Genomic DNA, 19,594 nt, shown 5'->3' on the forward strand with positions numbered 1-19,594 from the left:
GGCAAGGTCACGGCCGCGTCCCTCTAGTCGTCTCCCGCGGCCCATGCGTGCGCGTAGGCTTGCGCGGCAGCCCGTGGGTCGGGGGCGGCGCAGACGCCCGAGACGATCGCTCCGCCTGCCGCACCGGCCGCCCGCAGCAGCGGCATGTCGGCCATGCGGACGCCGCCGATCGCTACGGCCGGCAGTCGTACGGCGCGTACGAGCGAGGCGAAGCCGTCGTGGCCGAGGGCCGGCGGGGCGTCGGACTTGGTGCGGGTCGCGTGCAGGGCCCCGATGCCCACGTAGTCCACGCGGGCGGGGCTCTGGGCAGCGGCCCGCAACTCGGCGGGAGTGGCGGCGCTCAGGCCGAGGACGGCGTCGGGTCCGACGAGAGCGCGGACGGCGTCGGGCGGCAGGTCGGACTGGCCGACATGGACACCGGTGACGCGGGCGCCGGCCGCGCGGGCCGCGAGGAAGACGTCAACCCGGTCGTTGACGAACAGCGCGACGCGTTCCGGAAGTACCGCGGCGATGCGCAGCACCGTGTCGAGGAAGGCGCGCGCGGAGGCGTCCTTCTCGCGCACCTGGACGGCGGTGGCGCCGCCGGCCACCGCCTCGGCGACCGTCGCGACCACGTCCCGGCCCCGGGCGGCGCACTGCGCGGTGTCGGTGACCAGGTAGACGGAGTAGTCGGGCCGGCCGGGGACGGCGGGGATCACGCCCACGAGACCGACGCCCGCTCGGTGAGCTGGGCCTCGTCCAGGTCGGCGAGCGCGTCGAGGAAGGCGGCGGCGAAGCTGCCGGGCCCCGCGGCGCGTGCCGCGGCCACTTCCGCGGCGACGGTGTAGACCGTGACGGCGGCGGCGGTCGCGGCGAGCCGGTCGCCGTTCGCTGCCACCAGCGAGGCGAAGGCCGCCATGACCGCCCCCAGGGCGCATCCGCCGCCGGTCACCCGCGTCAGCAGGACGTCGCCGTTGGCGACCCGCACGGTCCGGCGCCCGTCCGTGAGCAGGTCGACGGGCCCCGAGACGGCGACGACACCGCCGGTGGACCGGGCCAGCGCGGTTGCGGCGGATGCGGCGGCCTCGACGCCGTCGGTCGCGTCCACGCCGCGCCCGCCCGATCCGTTCCCGGCCACCGCGATGATCTCCGAGGCGTTGCCGCGCACCACGCTCGGGGCGAACGCGAGCAGGTCCCGGGCGAGCGCGGTGCGCACCGGCAGCGATCCGACGGCCACCGGGTCGAGGACCCACGGCGTCCCGGAGCCGGCCGCGGCCTCGGCGGCCTCCGCCATGGCCGTCCGCTGCTCGGCGTGCGGGGTGCCGAGGTTGACCAGCACACCGGAGGCCGCCTTCGCGAACGGTCCCGCCTCCTGGGGGATGTCCACCATCGCCGGGGTCGCGCCGAGGGCGAGCAGCACGTTGGCGGTGAAGTTGGTGACCACGCCGTTGGTGAGGCACTGCACCAGGGGTGTGGACTCCCGCAGCCGTACGAGAGCCTCGGCGCAGTGGGCGGTCAGATCGTCGGCAGGGCGCGTCATGCGCGACATCCCTTCGCTGGTACGAGCCAGATCAGGTTCGACGGGTGTGATCTCAGCCCCCGGCGGGGGCACCCCGTGTCTCGTCGAACATGCTAACGCCCTGGTGACGGGAGCCTGACGCGGGGCCGTCCGACGGGGAGCGCCCGGCGACGCCGCGGCGCCCCGGTGACGGCACCCGCCACCCCGGTGACGACAATGCCGTGTGCCATGTGATGACACTGTGGCATCGGCGGACACGCGTCCCGCCGGTCCCGTCCCCGATCTCCAGGAAGCGTTCATGACCATCGACCACGCCGTGTTCGACGGGCGCATGCCCACGGGCTCGCGCGACCTCTCCGTCGAGCAGCACGGCATCGGTCCGGTGCCCGAGGACAACCGGTACGGCCGGCCCGCGCGGCTGTTCACCGTCTGGTTCGCGCCGAACCTGACCATGACCGGGGTGTTCTCCGGCACCATCGGCATCGCGCTGGGCCTCGGCTTCTGGTCGGCCTTCGCCGCCATGGCGCTGGGCACTGTGCTCGGTGCCGTGCCGGCCGCTTACCTGGGTACGTGGGGCAACGTCACCGGTACCGGCCAACTCCCGTTGTCGCGGCTTGCGTTCGGACGGGCGGTCGCGCTCCCGGGGGTTCTTCAGTGGCTGTCGTCGATAGCCTGGGACGCGCTGATCGGACTGTTCGGCGGGGACGCGCTCGCCCGGTTGCTGGGCTGGCCGTTTTGGCTGGGCGTGCTCGCGGTGCTGGTGCTGGAGGGCGTGCTCGGCGTCTTCGGCTACGAGGTCATCCACCGGCTCCAGAGCGTGATGACGTTCGTTCTGGGCGCGGCGTTCGTCGCACTCGGCGTCGCGCTCCTGCACGGGGCGTCGCTGCCGACGTCCGGTACCGTCCACGGCCCCGACCAGGTCGGGGCGTTCATCCTGACCAGCACCGTCGCGCTGAGTCTGTCGCTGTCCTGGGCGCCGTACGCCTCCGACTTCAGCCGCTACCTGCCCGCCCGCGCCTCCCGGCCGCGGATGTTCTGGTACACGCTGCTGGGCATCACGGCCGCCTACGTGGGGGTGGAGACGCTGGGTCTGTGGGCCGGACGTCTGCTGACCGACCAGACCGCCGCGGGCGTGCAGCGTCTGCTGGGCGGCGGGGCAGCCGGTGCGTTCGGCCTGCTGGCCATCGCGATCTCCTCGGTGTGCAGCAACGCGATGAACGACTACAGCGGTTCGCTCGCCCTGCAGACCGCCGGAGTGCGCCTGCCCAGGCCGCTCGCCGCCGCCATCGCGGCTGTACTCGGCTTCGCCCTCGTCCTGTGGATGCACGCCGCCGACACCACGGCCCGCTTCCAGAACGTGCTGCTGTTCGTGGGCTATTGGATCCCCGGCTTCGTCGGCGTAGTCTTGGTCGACTGGCTCGTCCGCGCCCGCGCCCGGGCACGCGGAGGACACCCCCTGGACCTGCAGGCCGAACTGGCCCGTCCGCTGCCGTGGTGGCCGGCCGTACTCGCCTTCGCGGCCGCGTTCGCCGCGGCGGTGCCGTTCATGAACACCACGCTGTACGTCGGCCCGGTCGCCACCGCCCTCCACGGCGGCGACCTGGCCTACTACGCGGCGTTCGCGGTCTCGGTAGCCGTGTACGCGCCACTGCGCCTGCGTTTTCACCTGCGCCGAGGCGATGAATCCGGCGCCGATCGACAGAGCCGGAACGGCGACGCAGCCGCGGACCCAACTGGCTGATATCTCCCGAAGTTTCACCCCGGTACGTGCGTTTGATCCTGGATTTCGGCCACGGCGGGAGAGGACTGCGTCGCCGGCGGGGCGGTGACCGGCGCTGACGATTGACGTGAGGATTCCGAAATGAGGGTCAACGGGGGTCGTTGCAGGGGAGGATGACCGCCATGACGGATGAAGGCTCCTCTATCGACCCCACCAAGCCCAGTATCGCCCGCGTCTACGACTACATCCTCGGCGGCAAGGACAACTACGCCGTGGACCGGGCGATCGGCGACGTGTTCAAACGCGATCTCCCCGGTTCGGTAGCCATCGCCTTCGCCAACCGCGCAGCCATGATCCGGGCGGTTGGGGAGATCGCGACGACCACCGACGTGCGGCAGTTCATCGACCTGGGCAGCGGTCTGCCGACCGCCGACAACGTTCACCAGGTCGCGCAACGGCACGCTCCGGAGTCTCGGGTCGTGTACGTCGACACTGACCCCCAAGTGCTGGTCCACGGCCGCGCACTGCTGGAGGAGAACGACCGAACCCGGGTCGTCGCGGCCGACGTACGCACCCCCGAAGACATCCGCACCCACCCGGACACCCTGGAACTGATCGACTTCGACCGCCCCGTCGCCGTCATGTTCAGCGCCATCCTTCACCACGTCAACGACGAGGAGGACCCGGCTGGAATCGTCCGCTACTGGCGCGACCAAGTGCCGTCCGGGAGCTACTTCTTCGTCAGCCACTTCCGCTCCGGCGACAACCCCGAGACAGCGGAGGCCGAGGGAATCCTCCAGCAGACTTTCGGCCGCGGCAGGTGGCGCACCGACAAGGAGATCGCGTCCCTGCTGGAGGGCCTGGAGATCCTCGACCCCGGGATCGTCCCCGCGCCCCTGTGGCGTCCTGACGTGGTGGACAGCCCGTGGAACAGCGGCGATCGGGAACTCACCGTCTGGGAGCGCCTCATCGCCGCCGGCCTGGCCCGGAAGGCTTGACGAAGCCTGACGGGCGCGTGCACGGCAGGCAGTGAGTGGCGAGGACTTCGGTGGGCCTAGGGTTCCGTCAGCGGCGCCGATGCCAGGGTGGTGATCTGCCGGCGAGACCGGTCACGCCGAAAAGGGCACGACGTGTGCGTTCTGGATGTGGGCGACAAGGGAGTCTCTGGTCGATTTGCTGCTCAGCAGCTCGTTCTCCGTGCAGTCGACGGTCAGCGTGCTGGTCGACACGGCGCCCGGCCAGTCCGCGCGGAACGGGTGGCCGTGGGAAGTGAGGTGGAGTACGTCGCCGCCCCACGCGGGCGCTGAGCTGTTGTGGGCCGCGATGAGGTGCGTCAGCCAGCCGACGTACAGATTCACCAGCGGGGTGGACGCTTCCTCCAGCTCTTCCTCGGTCTCCACGTCGTCGGCGAGCATATTCCTGGCGAGTAGGCGCATCCGCACCCGGAACTCCTCGACGGTGTGCGCGGGGTCGGTTCGCAGGGCCTCGGCCTCGAAGAGGTGGGTCAGCGCGCCTCGGTCGACCTCCGCCGCCAACTCCGCGCCGTCGAAGAGCTCGAACACCGAACGGCACTCGGCCGCGACGGTTTCCGCCAGGCAGGGGCCGCTGTCGAGGACGATCAGCGGAAGTGGCATGCCGGACACGGCTGTCAGCTGCGCGGCCGATTCCTGCGCGAGGTGTGCGGCCATACAGTAGGCGACGATCGCGACGACCGAGTTCGGATCGATCTTCGACTCATCGATCAGACGTCGGGCATATGCATCGCCGTGCAACTCTTTTGGGAGTTCGGCACGCATGGTGTAGCGGACGTCGAAACCATGTTCTTCCAGTCGCATGTCGCCCACGTGTCCGGTGTCCCGGCGTCCGGGATAGTCGATCACAAGAAGCTGTGGTCGGTTCTCGGCGTGCTGAACTGATCTCACGGCAGCTCCAGTTGAGCGGTAGATGAGTTCCAGGCGTCTGGTGACGGCGCGATCACCGGGAGAATGAGCGGCAGCCGAGGCGCAATCCAGGATTCGGAGCCGCGGCGGGCACGGGGATCGTCAGCTTCGTGGCGCGATGGCGATGGTACCCCAGGCGCCTCAATATCATGCCCGGCCCCGTCCCGGGCCGTCTGGGATCCCTTCGCTCCGTGACACGGCGCGGCTCCGTCTCCGTCGCGATCAACTCGGCTCCCACCCCTCGGGGTTGATTACTCCGGAGTTTCCCTGGCCGCGACGTGAGATTGAATCGAAAGTGAGATGAGGCCGTTAAGCCGGCGACCCGAAGTGCGCACGCATCACACCTGTACCACCGGCGAGACGTGCTGCTACGGTGTGCCTCGGTGTCTACGGCCTTGATCCATCTCATGAATTCCGAAGATCGGTTCCGAGTGGATCCAGGGATCAAATCGGGGGTGGGCAGCGCGGTGTGTTGGTTGGCCGTCCGGTGCGGTATCTCCGAGGTTCTTCCAGGTTGGAAGCAGTCGAGCCGACTGCGTGGTTCTCGTGACCCGGTAATGGTCCACTGCTTCGGGCAAGCAGAAGTTCACGCGGTGGCGCCGGACGCCGGCCTTTGCGACCCGTTCTCCGTGCGTGGACTTCGGTGCGCGAATCGAGCGGCGGCCCTCGCGGCCCGCCCGCCCCGGCGAAGACGTCGGCAGGCCACGGCATGCAGGAAGCCACCCGTTGCGGATGGGGCGCGCGCCCGCCGAATGCGCGCGGCAAGCCGCACCAGGGGACACGTCCAAGTCGCCCCCACCGCCGGTTCGGGCGGCCCTGCCACCGCGGACCGATGTGACCTTCACGCTCGGAGACCACACCGGTCCACTTCGCCGCAGCGCTCCACCTTCCCGGTCGCCGGTCCAGCGGCCGCATCGGGGCCATCGAGCTGCGCGCGATCTCCCCTTCCGAAGTTCCCTGTCTCATGAGGGGACGGGTGAGGGTGTCGCACTCTCACCCGCCCCCTGTCGATAGGTGTCCCTGCGCACGGTGCCACCCCGATACCGGCTGTCGGGCAGTGGAATCAGGCAGTCCGTCCACATCGGTGGTCGGAGATTCGATCGTCTCAATGAGGAGAGCGATTTGATCAGATATCTGGCCAAGGGGCGAGCGTCTGTCGTGAGGATGGGCGACCTGGTGGTCAGGGCCGTGTCCTCCGTACGGCAGGCGATCTCCCGGATCTTCGATCGCCGGTCCCAGCGGATCACGAACGCGGACGCCCTCGCCACCGAGGTGCACAACACCATGGCGCACTCGCTGACGTTGATCAGTCTCCATCTGCAGTTGGTCAGCAAGAAGGTGGTCGATTCGAGCGTCGGCCATGAGTTACGCCATGACCTCGCCCTCATGCATGTCGCGCTCAACAAAGCGTGGACCGACTTGCAGAACCTCCTGCGATCGCTGTCCAACGAGAATGGCGGCGGCGCGGCCCAGCGGAACCAGGTGGAGCACGTCAAGGGGCTGGTGGCGGTGGTCGACCACATCGGTATCCCCGTGGCCCTGGACATATATGGCGCACCGCCCGACGTGCCCCCGGCGATCGGCAGCGCGATGTACGGCATCGTGCAAGAAGCCCTCACCAATGCGATCAAGCACTCTCCCCAGGGGAGCGCGCGAGTGGCAATAACATTCGCTGACGACGAGGTGCATTTGGAGGTAACGGACGATGGAGTCCGTGACGCCAGGATGCTACCACTGCGCGGTTCCGGTAGGGGCCTCCAAGGACTGCAGAATCGGGCCGCTTTTCTCGGCGGTGAAGTATCCGCCGGCCGTGATCCCCACGGTGGATATCGGGTGATGGCCAGGCTGCCGCTGACGGATGACGACAGCCGGAATTCCTCGGCGCCGCCGAACCTCCCCGCGTGGTTGCGGGATCAGCGAAGAGAGAGAGCGAAGGACTGGCACTGCGCCGCGGATCAGGGAAAGGCCGGGTGAGGTGGGAAAACCGGCCGATCGGGTCGGGCCACTCCTTGAGTGTCGGGTGGGGAATACAAAGATCTCCCCCATGACGACGTTGTCATCTTCGCGATCCACGGAGGAACGGTATGGAAGGCACTGAGGACCGGGTGATCCAGGTGATGCTCGTGGACGATCACGAGTTGATCCGCCGGGGATTTCGGACATTACTCGAGTCAGTTCCCGGAATTGAGATCGCGGCCGAGGCCGCCAACGGACGGCAGGCCGTGCGGGCCGCGACACAGCGGCCCGATCTCGATCTCATTCTCATGGACATCCGCATGCCGGACATCGACGGCATCGAGGCGGGCCGCCAAATCCTCAACAACCGCCGTTACCCGCCGTGGATCGTCATGCTGACGGCCTATGAGCAGGACGACTACCTGTTCAAGGCGTTGAAGGCCGGAGTGAGCGGATTCCTGCTCAAGAACGTCGGGGAAGCCGAGTTGACCTCCGCCATCAGAACGGTCGCCGAAGGGAACGCGATCATCTCGCCGGAGATGACCAAACGCCTGCTGGCCAACTTCGCCATCACTCCGCTGCCGCCCGAGAACGGACGCCCGCACGCGTTCCAGCACCTGACCGAGCGCGAGTTGGAGGTCCTCCATCAGATCGCCCTCGGCCGCTCCAACCAACGCATCGCCGCCGCCATGCAGTTGACCGAAGCGACGATCAAGTCCCATGTGTCACACCTGCTGATCAAGCTGGAGGTACGCGACCGCGCACAGGCGGCGTTTCTCGCGTACGAGGTGGGACTGGTCGTCCCGGGCGCCGCACAGCGGCGCGACAGCAAGTGAGGACACACACCGCGCGACGTGCTGTTCGTGCCGGCCTGTCGGTTCGGTAAGAACCGGAGGCGACGCAGGCACGGGTTTCCGACGTCATGGGGCTCTTCGCGCCCCGTGATCCGAGCGGAAGCCCGTGCCTGCGCTGCCGTCGGCGGCCGGGTGGTTCGCGTACGCGTGCCGGCAACGTGCCCCGCGCCATGGCCACATGGCGCGACCATCCCGCAGGAGAGCCCGCGAACGACTTCGCGGATTGCCCCGCATCCATCTGGCGAAGGAGCACCGACTCAGCCAGAGGAGGGGGCGGGATCGATCCTTCTGGCGATGTCCGGGAAATGCGGGGTCCATACGCTCATGACCGGAGCCTTCTGTTTGAAGTGATCTACGGACGGAGCGCGTTCTCATGACGAGTGCCGCACATGACCGCGAGAAGAGCCCACGAGAAGAATCGATCGCCTCGATCTGGGCGAAGATCCTCGACGTCGAACAGATCGGATCGGACGACGACTTCTTCGAGCTGGGTGGCACCTCGCTGCTTGCCATGCGGGTCGTCGCACGTCTGAAGAAGGCCTTCGACGTCAAGGTGCCGCTGAGAACGATCTTCGAGGCGCCCACGGTGAGCGGCCTCGACGCGGCCATAAGGAACCTGGAGAGCAACGCCCCCATCGTGGCGCGGCCGAAGGGCGCGCCACGCACACTGTCGCTCGGCCAGCGGCGCATGTGGTTTCTGGACCAGCTCGGAGAGAGCCGCCTCGACTACATCGTCCCTGTGGGGCTGCGCCTGCGGGGGAAGTTGGACGCGGCCGCGTTGACCGATGCCGTCAACGCGCTCGTCGAACGGCACGAGACCCTGCGTACGACGTTCCCCGCCGAGCAGGGCGAGCCGACGGTACGCGTACACCCGGCCGCGGAAGGCTGCGTACCGCTCATCGACCTGTCCGGCCTGCCTCGGGCTGAGGCCGAGGAGCGCGCGGACAGGCTCGCCTCCGACCAGCTGGCGACGCCGTTCGACCTCGCGAACGGACCCCTGCTACGGGTTCAGCTGGTCCGGCTGGCGGCGGAGGAGCACGTGCTCCAACTCGCCGTCCACCACATCGTCACCGACGGCTGGTCGATGACCGTGCTCATCCGCGAACTCGGCATGCTCCTGGACGGCGTGCCCGAGAAACTTCCCGACCTGCCCATCACGTACTCCGACTACGCCGCTTGGCAGCACGAGAACCAACCCGAGGAGGACCTCGGCTACTGGCGCGAGGCGCTCGATGGTGCGCCGCCCCGGCTGGAGCTGGCAACTCGTCCGCATCAGACCGATGAGCCGGGCAACGGTGCCGGTCTGCACCGTGTGGAGTTGCCGCCGGCGCTCACGAGCACGCTCGCCGACCTGGGCGGCCGCGTGGGGGCCACCCCCTTCATGGTGCTGCTCGCCGGGTTCACTCTCCTGCTCGCGCGACTCAGCGGTCAGGACGACCTGGTGGTGGGCACTCCCGTGGCCTGCCGTGACCGGCTGGAGTGCGAGGGGGTGGTCGGTCTCTTCCTCGACACCCTGGCCCTGCGTATGGACGCGTCCGGCGAGCTCACCTTCGACGAACTGCTCGAACGGGTCAAGCGGACGACGGTGGACGCCTACACCCACCGCGACGTCCCCTTCGACCGCATCGTGGCCGAGCTCAAGCCGGAGCGCGACCTCGACCGCAACCCGTTCTTCGACGTCCTCTTCAACTTCACCGACTCCCTCGAGCTGCCCGACACCTTCGGGGCCGGTCTGGACGTACAGCTCGTGGACACGCCGCCGCAGGAGTCGAAGTTCTGGCTCACGGTCTACGGCCAGGAACGGGACGGGCGGTTCGTCCTGGACCTCGTGTACCGCGAGGACGTGTTCGACGCGTCCCAGGTCGCGATCATGGCGGATCAGTTCGCGAGCCTGCTCGAGCAGATCGCGGCCGACTCCGGCCGGGCCCTGTCGGCGTACTCGCTGATGACACCCGCCCAGCTGGATGTGCTGCCGGACCCGGCCGCCGAGCTGGCGGTTCCCGGTCCCGTGCCGGTCGGCTCCAGGTTCCTGGAGGTCGCGGCCGGGCATCCTGACCTGCCCGCCGTCTCGTGCGGCGAGCGCGAGTGGTCGTACGCCGAACTCGCCGAAGCCGCCCTCGGGGTCGCGGGCCGCATACAGGCGGCGGGCGTGGGCGACGACGAGGTGGTCGCGATCCACGGCGAGCGCGGCTACGGCGTGATCGCGGCCCTCCTCGGGGCCCTGGTCAGCGGCCGTCCGCTACTCCTGGTGGACGCCGCGCTGCCCGTCGGACGACGCCTGCTCATGCTGCGCGAGGCCCAGGCGGTCCATCTGATCGCCGTCGGTCGCCCGGCTCCGCCCGAGATGGCGGCAACCGTACGGCAGGTGACGGAGTTAGACCCGGACAAGGGGCTGGGCGGCGAGCCGGGCATGGTGGGCGGGCAACGCGGCCCGGCCTACGTGTTCTTCACGTCCGGTACGACCGGCACGCCCAAGGGAGTGCTCGGGTCGCACGAAGGGCTCGCGCACTTCCTCGACTGGCAGCGCGGCGTCTGCGAGGCGGGTCCCGGCGACCGAGCCGCGCATCTGACCTCGCTGTCGTTCGACGTCGTGCTGCGCGACATCCTCCTGCCGCTCACCTCAGGAGCCACGCTCTGCGTGCCGCCCCGCGAGTACACGCCGGCCGGCCTGTTCGCGTGGATGCGCGGGGAGCGGATCTCGCTGATCCACACCGTGCCCGCCGTGACCGCGATGTGGCTGTCCGACGAACACGCCGACCACCGGCTCGATTCGCTGCGGTGCACCTTCTTCGCCGGCGAGCCGCTGACCCGCCCTCTGGTGACCGGGTGGCGGGACGAGGTCAATGAGCAGGCGCGGATCGTCAACCTGTACGGCCCGACGGAGACGACCCTGGCCAAGTTCTGGCACGAGGCCGATCCGCGCGCGGCGCACGAGGTCGAGCCGGTGGGCCGCCCCCTTCCCGACACCCAGGGCATCGTCCTGTCGCCGACCGGTGAGCGCTGCGGCGTGGGCGAGCCCGGTGAAGTGGTCATCAGGACACCGATGCGCAGCCTCGGCTACCTCAACCAGGCCACCCCCTTCGTGACCAACCCCTTCACCGAGGAGGATCTCCTCTACCCGACGGGAGACCGCGGGCGATACCGGGCGGACGGCACGCTGGAGCTGCTGGGACGGCTCGACGACCAGCTCAAGATCCGTGGGGTCCGGGTCGAACCCGGCGAGATCGTGGCGCAGTTGCGCAGGCACGACAAGGTGCGTGATGCCTGCGTGATCGGTCTGGGGGACCGGCTCGTGTGCTACGTCGTGCCCGCAGCCGAAGATCCTGCGACCGGCGAACTGCGTGCGCTCCTGCGCCGCTCGCTGCCCGACTACCTGGTTCCCGGCACCTTCATGTGCCTGCGGGAGCTTCCGGTCACAGCCAACGGCAAGCTCGACCGCCGCGCCCTGCCCGAACCGCCGGCCGGAGGCGACACCGACGACTACGCGGCCCCGCAGAGCGCCGCCGAGCAGCAGATCGCCGGGATCTGGGCGGAGGCACTCCAGGTTGCACGGGTCGGTCGGCACGACAACTTCTTCGACCTCGGCGGCCACTCCCTGCTGGCGATGAGGGCGGCCACCCGGTTGCGCGACACCTTCGGGGTGGAGTTGCCGCTGCGCGCGTTCTTCGAGGCGCCGACGGTCGCCGACCTGAGCGAGCGCCTCAGCGCCGAGATGATGCGGCTGGTGCAAGAGCGCTTCACGGCCACCGACCTGCCGGCACAGCAGCCGGTCACCCAGCGGGTCCACGACGGCCCCGAGGCGGTGGCGCACGACGGCCCGCTGCCGCTGTCCTCCGCCCAGCGCCGCCTGTGGTTCCTCGATCAGCTCGAACCGGACTCGCCCGAGTACGTCATCGCGTTCGCGCTCGGGCTCAGCGGCGAGCTGGACCGTGCGGCGTTGCACGGCGCCCTGGACGACCTCGTTCGCCGCCACACGATCCTGCGCACGGCCTTCTCCGCGGCGGACGGCACGCCGGTCCAGCAGATCATGGCGCCGATGGCCGCGGACGTGAGGGAGATGGATCTCAGCGACCGGCCGCAGGACTGTGACGAGACGCTGAGGGCCTTCGCGGGCGAGCCGTTCGACCTGTCGAGGCCGCCGCTCCTGCGCGCCCTGCTGATCCGGAGATCCCGAGCGGAGTGGGTGCTCGGCCTGGCGGTTCACCACATCGCCGCCGACGGCTGGTCGGTCGATCTGCTGATCGGCGACCTGGGAGCTCACTACGCCGCGCGCGTCGACGAGGGGCACGCGCGACCCGCCCCGCTCGGGCTGCAGTACGCCGACGTCGCCGTATGGGAGCGGAACAGGGGCACCGACGAGCTGCTCGACAAGCAACTCGGCTACTGGAAGGAGCGGCTGAGCGGAGCGCGGCCGCTCGAGCTGCCCACCGACCGGCCCCGGCCGCCCGTGCGTTCTCCCCGCGGGGACACGCATGAATTCGTCATCCCCGCCGGACTCGTCACCGAGTTGAAGAAGGTGGCCCGACAGCACGACGCCACGCTGTACATGGCGCTCCTGACCGTCTTCAACGTGCTGCTGTCGCGCTACACCGGCGAGGGCGACATCGTGGTGGGCACCACGACGGCGGGCCGGACGCGGGCCGAACTGGAGGCGGTCGTCGGCCCCTTCGCCAACACGCTCGTGCTGCGCTGCGACACCTCGGGCGACCCTACCTTCGCGCAGCTGCTCGGGCGGGTCCGCGATGACGTGCTGGACGCGTTCGCCCACCCGGACGTGCCCTTCGAGCGGCTGGTGGACGAGCTCAAGGTGCCCCGCGACCTCAGCAGGACGCCGCTGTTCCAGGTACTCGTCGAGCTGCAGAATGCCGATGGTGTCGTCGTCGACTTCCCCGGCCTGGCCGTCGCCCAGCACACCGTGCGGCGGAACACCGCGAAGTTCGACCTGGGACTGTGGATGACCGAGGACGAGGACGGGCTGCTGTGCCGCATCGAGTACAGCACCGACCTGTTCGACGGTGAGCGCATCCGCCGTACAGCGGGTCATCTGACCTCGCTCCTGGCCGGCGTCGTTGCCGACGCCGACGTCCGGCTCGGCTCCATGGAGCTGCTGGTGCCGGAGGAGCGGCACGAGCTGGTCGAGGCGTGGAACGACACTCGGGCGGACTTTCCCGAGGGCCGCTGCCTGCACGAGCTGATCGCGGAGCAAGCGGCACGGACTCCCGCCAACGTGGCCATCGAGTTCGAAGGACGACAGGTCACCTACGAGGAACTCAACGGCCGCGCCAACGCCCTCGCCCACCTGTTGCGATCGCTGGGCGCGGGGCCGGAGACACCGGTCGGCGTGTGCCTGGAGCGTTCACCGGAGATGGTGGTCAGCCTGCTGGCGATCATGAAGGCGGGCAGCGCCTACCTGCCCCTCGACCCCGACTACCCGGAAGAGCGCCTGCGCTTCATGGTGGAGGACACCGCCGCGCCCCTGGTGATCACCACATCGCACCGGGCCGAGCAGTTCGCCTCCCACGACGCCGTGCCCGTCCTGCTCGACCAGAACCCCGAGGCCGATCACCCGACCACCGACCCCGCCACGCTCATCAACCCCGACAACCTCGCCTACGTCATCTACACCTCGGGCTCCACCGGCCGGCCCAAGGGAGTCATGGTCTCCCACGAGGGCTGCGTCAACTACCTGTGGTGGATGCACAGCGCGTTCCCGCTCTCGTACGAAGACCGGGTTCTCCAAGCGGCGGCCCAGGGCTTCGACATCTCCGTCTGGGAGATGTGCTGGCCGCTGCTGGAAGGCGCCGCGGTGGTCGTGCCGAAACCCGGCGGGCACCGTGATCCGGCCTATCTCGCCGGTCTCATCGAGACGACCGGGGTGACCACGGTCCACTTCGTGCCCTCGCTGCTCCGCGTCTTCCTCCAGGACCTCGAGCCCCGGCGATGCGCGAGCCTGCGCAGGGTGCTGTGCAGCGCCGAGCCGCTGACGCCCGACCTGCAGGAGCTCTTCTTCTCCCGGCTCCAGGCCGAGCTGTACAACATCTACGGGGCCACCGAGGTCTCCGTGGACTCGACCTTCTGGCGCTGTGACGCACGTGAGCTACCCGTCACCGTGCCGCTCGGCCGCCCGATGATCAACCAGACGGCCTATGTACTCGACCGGCACGGCAACCCCTGCCCCGTCGGAGTGCCCGGCGAGATCCTCCTGGGCGGCCTGAGCGTGACACGGGGTTATCTCGGCCGGCCAGGGCTGACGGCGGAGCGGTTCGTCCCCGACCCCTTCTCCGCCGCACCCGGCGCCCGCATGTACCGCACCGGCGACACCGGGTGCCGGCTCCCCAGCGGCGATCTGCAATTCATCGGCCGCACCGACAACCAGCTCAAGCTGCGCGGCTACCGCATCGAGCCCAACGAGATCAGCGCCGCCCTCGCCGAACACCCGGACGTGACCCACGCGATCACCATCCTGCGGCACGACGATCCCGGCCATCCCAGGCTGGCCGCCTACTACATCGCCGCCGGCGCCGACCCCACACCCGCCGACCTGCGCGAGCACCTCAAGTCCCGGCTGCCGGACTACATGATCCCGGCCAGCTACCTGCCCATCACCCACATTCCGCTCAGCCCCAACGGCAAGGTCGACACCAGCCAGCTTCCCGTGCCGCCCAGCCAGCCCCGGACCAGCGACGACTACGTACCGCCGAGCACCCCGGTCGAGAAGCAGCTGACCGGCATCTGGGTGGCGACGCTGGGCATCGAGCAGATCGGCATCCACGACAACTACTTCGAACTCGGCGGCGACTCCATCCTCACCATCCAGATCGTCGCCCAAGCCCGCAAGGCAGGGCTCCAGTTCAGCCCCAAGGACGTCTTCCAGCACCCCACCATCGCCGAACTCGCCACCATCGCCCAGCCCCTCGACGCCACGCAGGACGCACCCGCGGCGGAACAGGGCTCCGTGCGCGGGCCCGTGCCGCTCACCCCGATCCAGCGGGAGTTCCTGGCCCTGACGCCACCGAACCCCCATCACTACAACCAGTCCGTGCTCGTCGAGGTCGACGACCCGGACCTGTCGGTGCTCGAGCGGGCGCTCGCCGCGCTGACCGGCCATCACGACGCGCTGCGGTTGCGGCTCCATCGGGACGACGACGGAATCTGGCAGCAGGAGTCCGCCGCCGCTGTGCCGTCGCCGCCGCTGTCCGTGATCGACCTGACCGCGCTGCCGTCCGATCGGCGCGACGAGGCTGTCGAAGAGGCGGCCGCCCGGGCCCAGGGCGACCTGGACCTGGCCGCGGGCAGGCTCTTCTCGGCGACGCTCTTCCAGTCCGGAACCGAGCGGCCGGCGCGGCTGCTGCTGGTGATCCACCATCTCGCCGTCGACGCGCTGTCGTGGCCGATCCTGCTGGAGGACCTCGCCACCGCCTACGCCCAGTTGGCCGCCGACCGGGCCGCTCACCTCCCGCCCAAGACGACCTCGTACCAGAAGTGGGCTCGCCTGCTGGAGGAGTACGGCCGAACGGCTCCCCTGCAGGAGGTCGGGCACTGGAGTGAGCTGGACGGCCTCGCCACCGTGCCCGTGCCCGACCATCCGGTCGACGAGCTCGCCACCCACAACACGGTCGGCGACGCGGCGTGCGTGACGGCCGACCTCTCCGCGGCCGACACCAAGGCGCTGCTGCACGAGGCACCCTCCGCCTACCGCACCAGGGTCGAAGACCTCCTGCTGACCGCGCTCGCCCTGGCGGTGGGCGACTGGCAGGGGACCGGGTCGGTGACCCTCGACCTCGAACGGCACGGGCGTGACCACCCGCTGGACGGCGTCGACCTGTCCCGGACGGTCGGCTGGTTCACCAGCATCCACCCCGTACGGCTCGACCTCCCCGAAGGAGCCGGCAACGGCCATGCGACGGCCCTGAAGGCGATCAAGGAGCAGCTGCGCGCGATTCCGGGGGAGGGCTTCGGCTACGGACCGACCCGGGGGCCCGAGAGCGCGCGGGAGCCGCGCACGGGCGGCATCGTCGTCAACTACCTGGGGCGCATGGACCGGATCCACCCGCAGGTGGGCGTGTTCCGGCCCCGTACGCACTCGATCGGCGCGCAGGCCGATCCGTCGCAGCCGCGCAGCCATCTCATCGAGGTGGAGGCGATCGTCGCCGACGGCCGGCTGCACATCGAGTGGATCTATCCGGCCCCGCTGTTCGAGGAGGCGACGATCCGGCGGGTCGCCGAGGACTGCGCACGCCACCTAAGCGACCTGATCGCGCACTGCGTGTCGGGCGCCCGCGGCCACACCCCCTCCGACTTCCCACTGGCCGCCATCGATCAGCCGGGCCTGGACCTGCTGCTGGAACGCCATGACGACGTCGTGGACGTCTACCGGCTGGCGCCGCTCCAGGCGGGCATGTTGTTCCACACCGTGTACGCGTCGGACTCCAGCGACTACTTCGAGCAGGTCGTCTTCAGCCTGGACGGGCCGCTCGACCCCGAGGCGTTCGAGCGGGCATGGCAGCTCATGGTCCAGCGGCACACCGCGCTGCGCACCGTCATCGCCTGGGAGGACCTGCGCGAACCGGTCCAGCTCGTCAAACGCCACGCCCCGCTCGACATCCGGTGGCGCGACTGGCGCAGCCGCACCGCCGCCGAGCGCGAGCGCCTGGTGCAGGAGTTGCTGAACGAGGAGCGCGCGGCCGGCTTCGAACTGAGTCAGTCGCCCCCGCACCGGCTCACGCTGGTGCGGACGGCCGAGGAGACGCATCAGCTCGTCTGGAGTTTCCATCACATCGTTTTGGACGGGTGGAGCGTCTCGGTCGTGCTGGAGGAGGTGCTCAACAGCTACGACATGCTGTGCCGCGGAGCACGTCCAGAGCTCGGACAGGCCGCCGCCTACCGGCAGTACATCGACTGGCTCGACCGCCAGGACCGGGATGCGGCCGAGGCCTACTGGCGCGAGGCCCTCGCCGGGTTCACCGCGCCGACCGTCCTGAGCGCCGAGCGGCAGGGGGCCGGCAAAGCCGGGAACGACGCCGTGCACCTGGAATTCTCCGAGACCGAGACGCGTGCGCTGCGGAGCTTCGCCCGGCGGCACGGGCTCACCATGAGCACCGTTCTGCAGGGAGCGTGGGCGCTACTGCTGTCCCGCTACACGGGCGAGGACGACGTCGTCTTCGGTACGACGGTGGCGGGACGCCCGGGCGACCTGCCCGGCGTGGAGTCGATGATCGGGATGTTCATCAACACGCTGCCCGTGCGGGTGCGGATCTCGGCGGACCTGCCGGCCGTCGACTGGCTCCGCGACCTTCAGAGCAAGCTCATCGACCTGCGGCAGTACGAGTACAGCTCGCTGGTCGACATCCAGGGCTGGAGCGAGGTGCCCCGCGGGGTGCCCCTCTTCCAGAGCATCCTCGTCTTCGAGAACTATCCGGGCGTCTCGCCGGAGCACCAGCCGCGGGGGCTGCGACTCAGCCCGCGCGGGGCCATCGAGCGCACCGGCTACCCGATGACCGTCGTCGTCGACGAAGACAGCGACCGCATCGCCGCGTACCTGCGCTTCCAGCAGGCGCACTTCGACCGTGACCGCGTGGAGCGCATGGGCGGCCATCTGCGCGCCCTGCTGACCTGCCTGGCGGCCGACCCGCTCACCGAGGTGGGCGCGCTGGACCTGCTCGCGCCGCAGGAGCGGCATGAGCTGATCCACGTCTGGAACGACACGGCGGCCGCCGTCCCCGACGACCGGTGCCTGCACGAGCTGATCAGCGAGCAGGCGGCCCGGACCCCCGACAGCCCGGCCATCGTCCACGGCGACCAGCGGCTGACCTACGAGCAGCTCAACAGCCGGGCCAACGCCCTGGCCCATCACCTGCGCTCCCTCGGGGCGGGAGCCGAACGGCCCGTCGGGGTCTGCCTCGAACGCTCACCCGAGATGATCATCAGTCTGCTGGCCGTCATGAAGGCCGGCAGCCCCTACCTCCCCCTGGACCCCGAGTACCCGTCCGAGCGGCTGTGCTTCATGCTGGCGGACACCAGCGCACCCCTGGTGATCACGACCTCGCGCCTGGCCGGACACTTCGCCTCCCTCGACATCGGCAGGGTGCTGGTCGACGAGCATCCCGAGGCGGAGGAGCCCAGCACCGATCCCGTTGCGCTCACCACCCCCGACAACCTCGCCTATGTCATCTACACCTCCGGCTCCACCGGTCGGCCCAAGGGCGTGATGGTCCCGCACCGAGGTCTCGTCAACTACCTGTGGTGGTGCCGCGCGGGATACGCGCACCGGGGCGACAACGGAGCACCCGTGTTCTCGTCGTTCGCCTTCGACATGATCGTGCCGAACCTGTACACGCCGCTGGTCATGGGCCAGCCCGTCCATGTCCTGCCGCAGGACCTTGACCTCGCGCGGCTGGGCGAGACGCTGAGCGCGATCGCGCCCCTGGGCTTCATCAAGCTCACGCCCGGTCACCTCGACCTGCTCGCCGGCCAGCTCACTCCCGAGCAGGCACGGAACCTCGCGGGCGTGCTCGCGGTGGGCGCCGACGCCTTGCCGAGCGGGCTGCTCGACTTCTGGCTCGACCTCGACACCGACATGGTGCTGCTCAACGAGTACGGGCCCACCGAGGCCTCGGTGGCGAACTCGACGTACGAGATCCACGGAGCCGCCCAGGACGAACTCGTGCCCATCGGCAAGCCGATCCCCAACTCCACACTCTATGTGCTGGACGAGCGGCTCAACCCGGTGCCCGTCGGCGTCGAAGGAGAGATTTACATCGGCGGGTCGAGCGTGGTGCGGGGCTATCTGGGCCGGCCCGCCCTGACGGCGGAGCGGTTCGTCCCCGACCCCTTCTCCGCCACACTCGGCGCGCGCCTGTACCGCACGGGCGACACCGGGCGCTGGCTGCCCGGCGGCGACCTGCAGTTCATCGGCCGCACCGACGACCAGGTCAAGCTGCGCGGCTATCGCATCGAGCTCAACGAGATCAGTGCCGTACTCGCCGAACACCCGGACGTGACCCACGCGATCACGACCCTGCGGCACGACGACCCCGGCCACCCCAAGCTCGCCGGCTACTACATCGCCGCTCCCGGCGCCGAGCCCACGCCCGCCGACCTGCGCGAGCACCTCAAGTCCCGGCTGCCCGAGTACATGATCCCCGCGCTCTACCTCCCCATCACCCACGTCCCGCTCAATCCCAACGGCAAAGTCGACACCAGCCAGCTGCCGGCCCCGCCCAGCCATCCCCAGACCGGCGACGACTACGTGCCGCCGAGCACCCCGGTCGAGAAGCAGCTGACCGGCATCTGGACGGCGACGCTGGGCATCGAGCAGATCGGCGTCCACGACAACTACTTCGAACTCGGCGGCGACTCCATCCTCACCATCCAGATCGTCGCCCAAGCCCGCAAGGCAGGACTCCAGTTCAGCCCCAAGATGGTCTTTCAGCACCCCACCATCGCCGAACTGGCCACCGTCGCCCAGCCCTTGGACGCCCCCGCGGAGCGGCCCACCGGACGCCGGACAGAGCCGGCCGGCAGTCAAGGCCCGGGGCGTTCCGCCGCCGACTTCCCCCTCGCCGGGATCAGCCAGCAGGAGCTCGACCGACTGCTCAGCCGTCTGTCCGGATCGGAGTGAGGTGAG

Annotated in this window: 8 protein-coding genes and 1 riboswitch; of the genes, 5 read left to right on the forward strand and 3 right to left on the reverse strand. The window is 69.6% G+C overall.

Going from position 1 to position 19,594, the window contains the following annotated elements; translation table 11 throughout:
• Positions 1-23: 23 nt before the first annotated feature.
• Positions 24-704 carry a thiamine phosphate synthase gene (gene thiE / locus ABZ910_RS30690; RefSeq protein WP_361371354.1) on the reverse strand — a complete coding sequence of 227 codons (681 nt, stop codon included), beginning with the start codon at positions 702-704 and terminating at the stop codon, positions 24-26.
• Entirely contained in the window at positions 695-1,519 is an 825-nt protein-coding gene (thiM, locus tag ABZ910_RS30695; protein WP_361371357.1) for a hydroxyethylthiazole kinase, read from the reverse strand. Before thiM ends, thiE begins: the two co-directional genes overlap by 10 nt.
• A riboswitch (TPP riboswitch) is annotated at positions 1,511-1,605 on the reverse strand. (Overlaps the previous gene by 9 nt.)
• A 191-nt stretch (positions 1,606-1,796) precedes the next feature.
• Here thiM and ABZ910_RS30700 point away from each other — a divergent pair.
• The gene (locus tag ABZ910_RS30700) at positions 1,797-3,239 is read left to right on the forward strand and encodes a cytosine permease (RefSeq protein ID WP_361371360.1); all 1,443 of its coding nucleotides are present in this window, start codon (positions 1,797-1,799) and stop codon (positions 3,237-3,239) included.
• A 152-nt stretch (positions 3,240-3,391) separates the two neighbouring features.
• On the forward strand, positions 3,392-4,216 hold the full coding sequence (locus ABZ910_RS30705) for an SAM-dependent methyltransferase (protein WP_361371362.1): 825 nt from the start codon (positions 3,392-3,394) through the stop codon (positions 4,214-4,216).
• A gap of 111 nt (positions 4,217-4,327) precedes the next feature.
• Here ABZ910_RS30705 and ABZ910_RS30710 read toward each other — a convergent pair whose 3' ends face one another.
• Complete coding sequence (locus tag ABZ910_RS30710; RefSeq protein WP_361371365.1) at positions 4,328-5,140, reverse strand: hypothetical protein; 813 nt, start codon at positions 5,138-5,140, stop codon at positions 4,328-4,330.
• A gap of 1,182 nt (positions 5,141-6,322) precedes the next feature.
• Between ABZ910_RS30710 and ABZ910_RS30715 the strand changes: the two genes are divergently transcribed.
• From ABZ910_RS30715 to ABZ910_RS30725, 3 genes are all read left to right on the forward strand, one after another.
• Positions 6,323-7,132 (forward strand): ATP-binding protein, encoded by an 810-nt coding sequence (locus ABZ910_RS30715; RefSeq protein WP_361371368.1) that lies wholly within the window; start codon positions 6,323-6,325, stop codon positions 7,130-7,132.
• 110 nt (positions 7,133-7,242) lie between these two features.
• A complete protein-coding gene (locus ABZ910_RS30720; protein WP_361371371.1) occupies positions 7,243-7,950 on the forward strand; it encodes a response regulator transcription factor in 708 nt (235 codons plus the stop codon).
• A 391-nt stretch (positions 7,951-8,341) separates the two neighbouring features.
• Entirely contained in the window at positions 8,342-19,588 is an 11,247-nt protein-coding gene (locus ABZ910_RS30725) for an amino acid adenylation domain-containing protein (protein WP_361371374.1), read from the forward strand.
• Positions 19,589-19,594 lie beyond the last annotated feature (6 nt).

It is taken from the genome of Streptomyces sp. NPDC046805, assembly GCF_040645355.1.
In the GTDB taxonomy this organism is placed as follows: Bacteria; Actinomycetota; Actinomycetes; order Streptomycetales; family Streptomycetaceae; genus Streptomyces.

Bases quoted from the DNA above. Each gene is read 5' to 3' on its own strand.
- thiM (WP_361371357.1), bottom strand. From the start codon at position 1,519: ATGACGCGCCCTGCCGACGATCTGACCGCCCACTGCGCCGAGGCTCTC.
- ABZ910_RS30700 (WP_361371360.1), top strand. From the start codon at position 1,797: ATGACCATCGACCACGCCGTGTTCGACGGGCGCATGCCCACGGGCTCG.
- ABZ910_RS30705 (WP_361371362.1), top strand. From the start codon at position 3,392: ATGACCGCCATGACGGATGAAGGCTCCTCTATCGACCCCACCAAGCCC.
- ABZ910_RS30715 (WP_361371368.1), top strand. From the start codon at position 6,323: ATGGGCGACCTGGTGGTCAGGGCCGTGTCCTCCGTACGGCAGGCGATC.
- ABZ910_RS30720 (WP_361371371.1), top strand. From the start codon at position 7,243: ATGGAAGGCACTGAGGACCGGGTGATCCAGGTGATGCTCGTGGACGAT.
- ABZ910_RS30725 (WP_361371374.1), top strand. From the start codon at position 8,342: ATGACGAGTGCCGCACATGACCGCGAGAAGAGCCCACGAGAAGAATCG.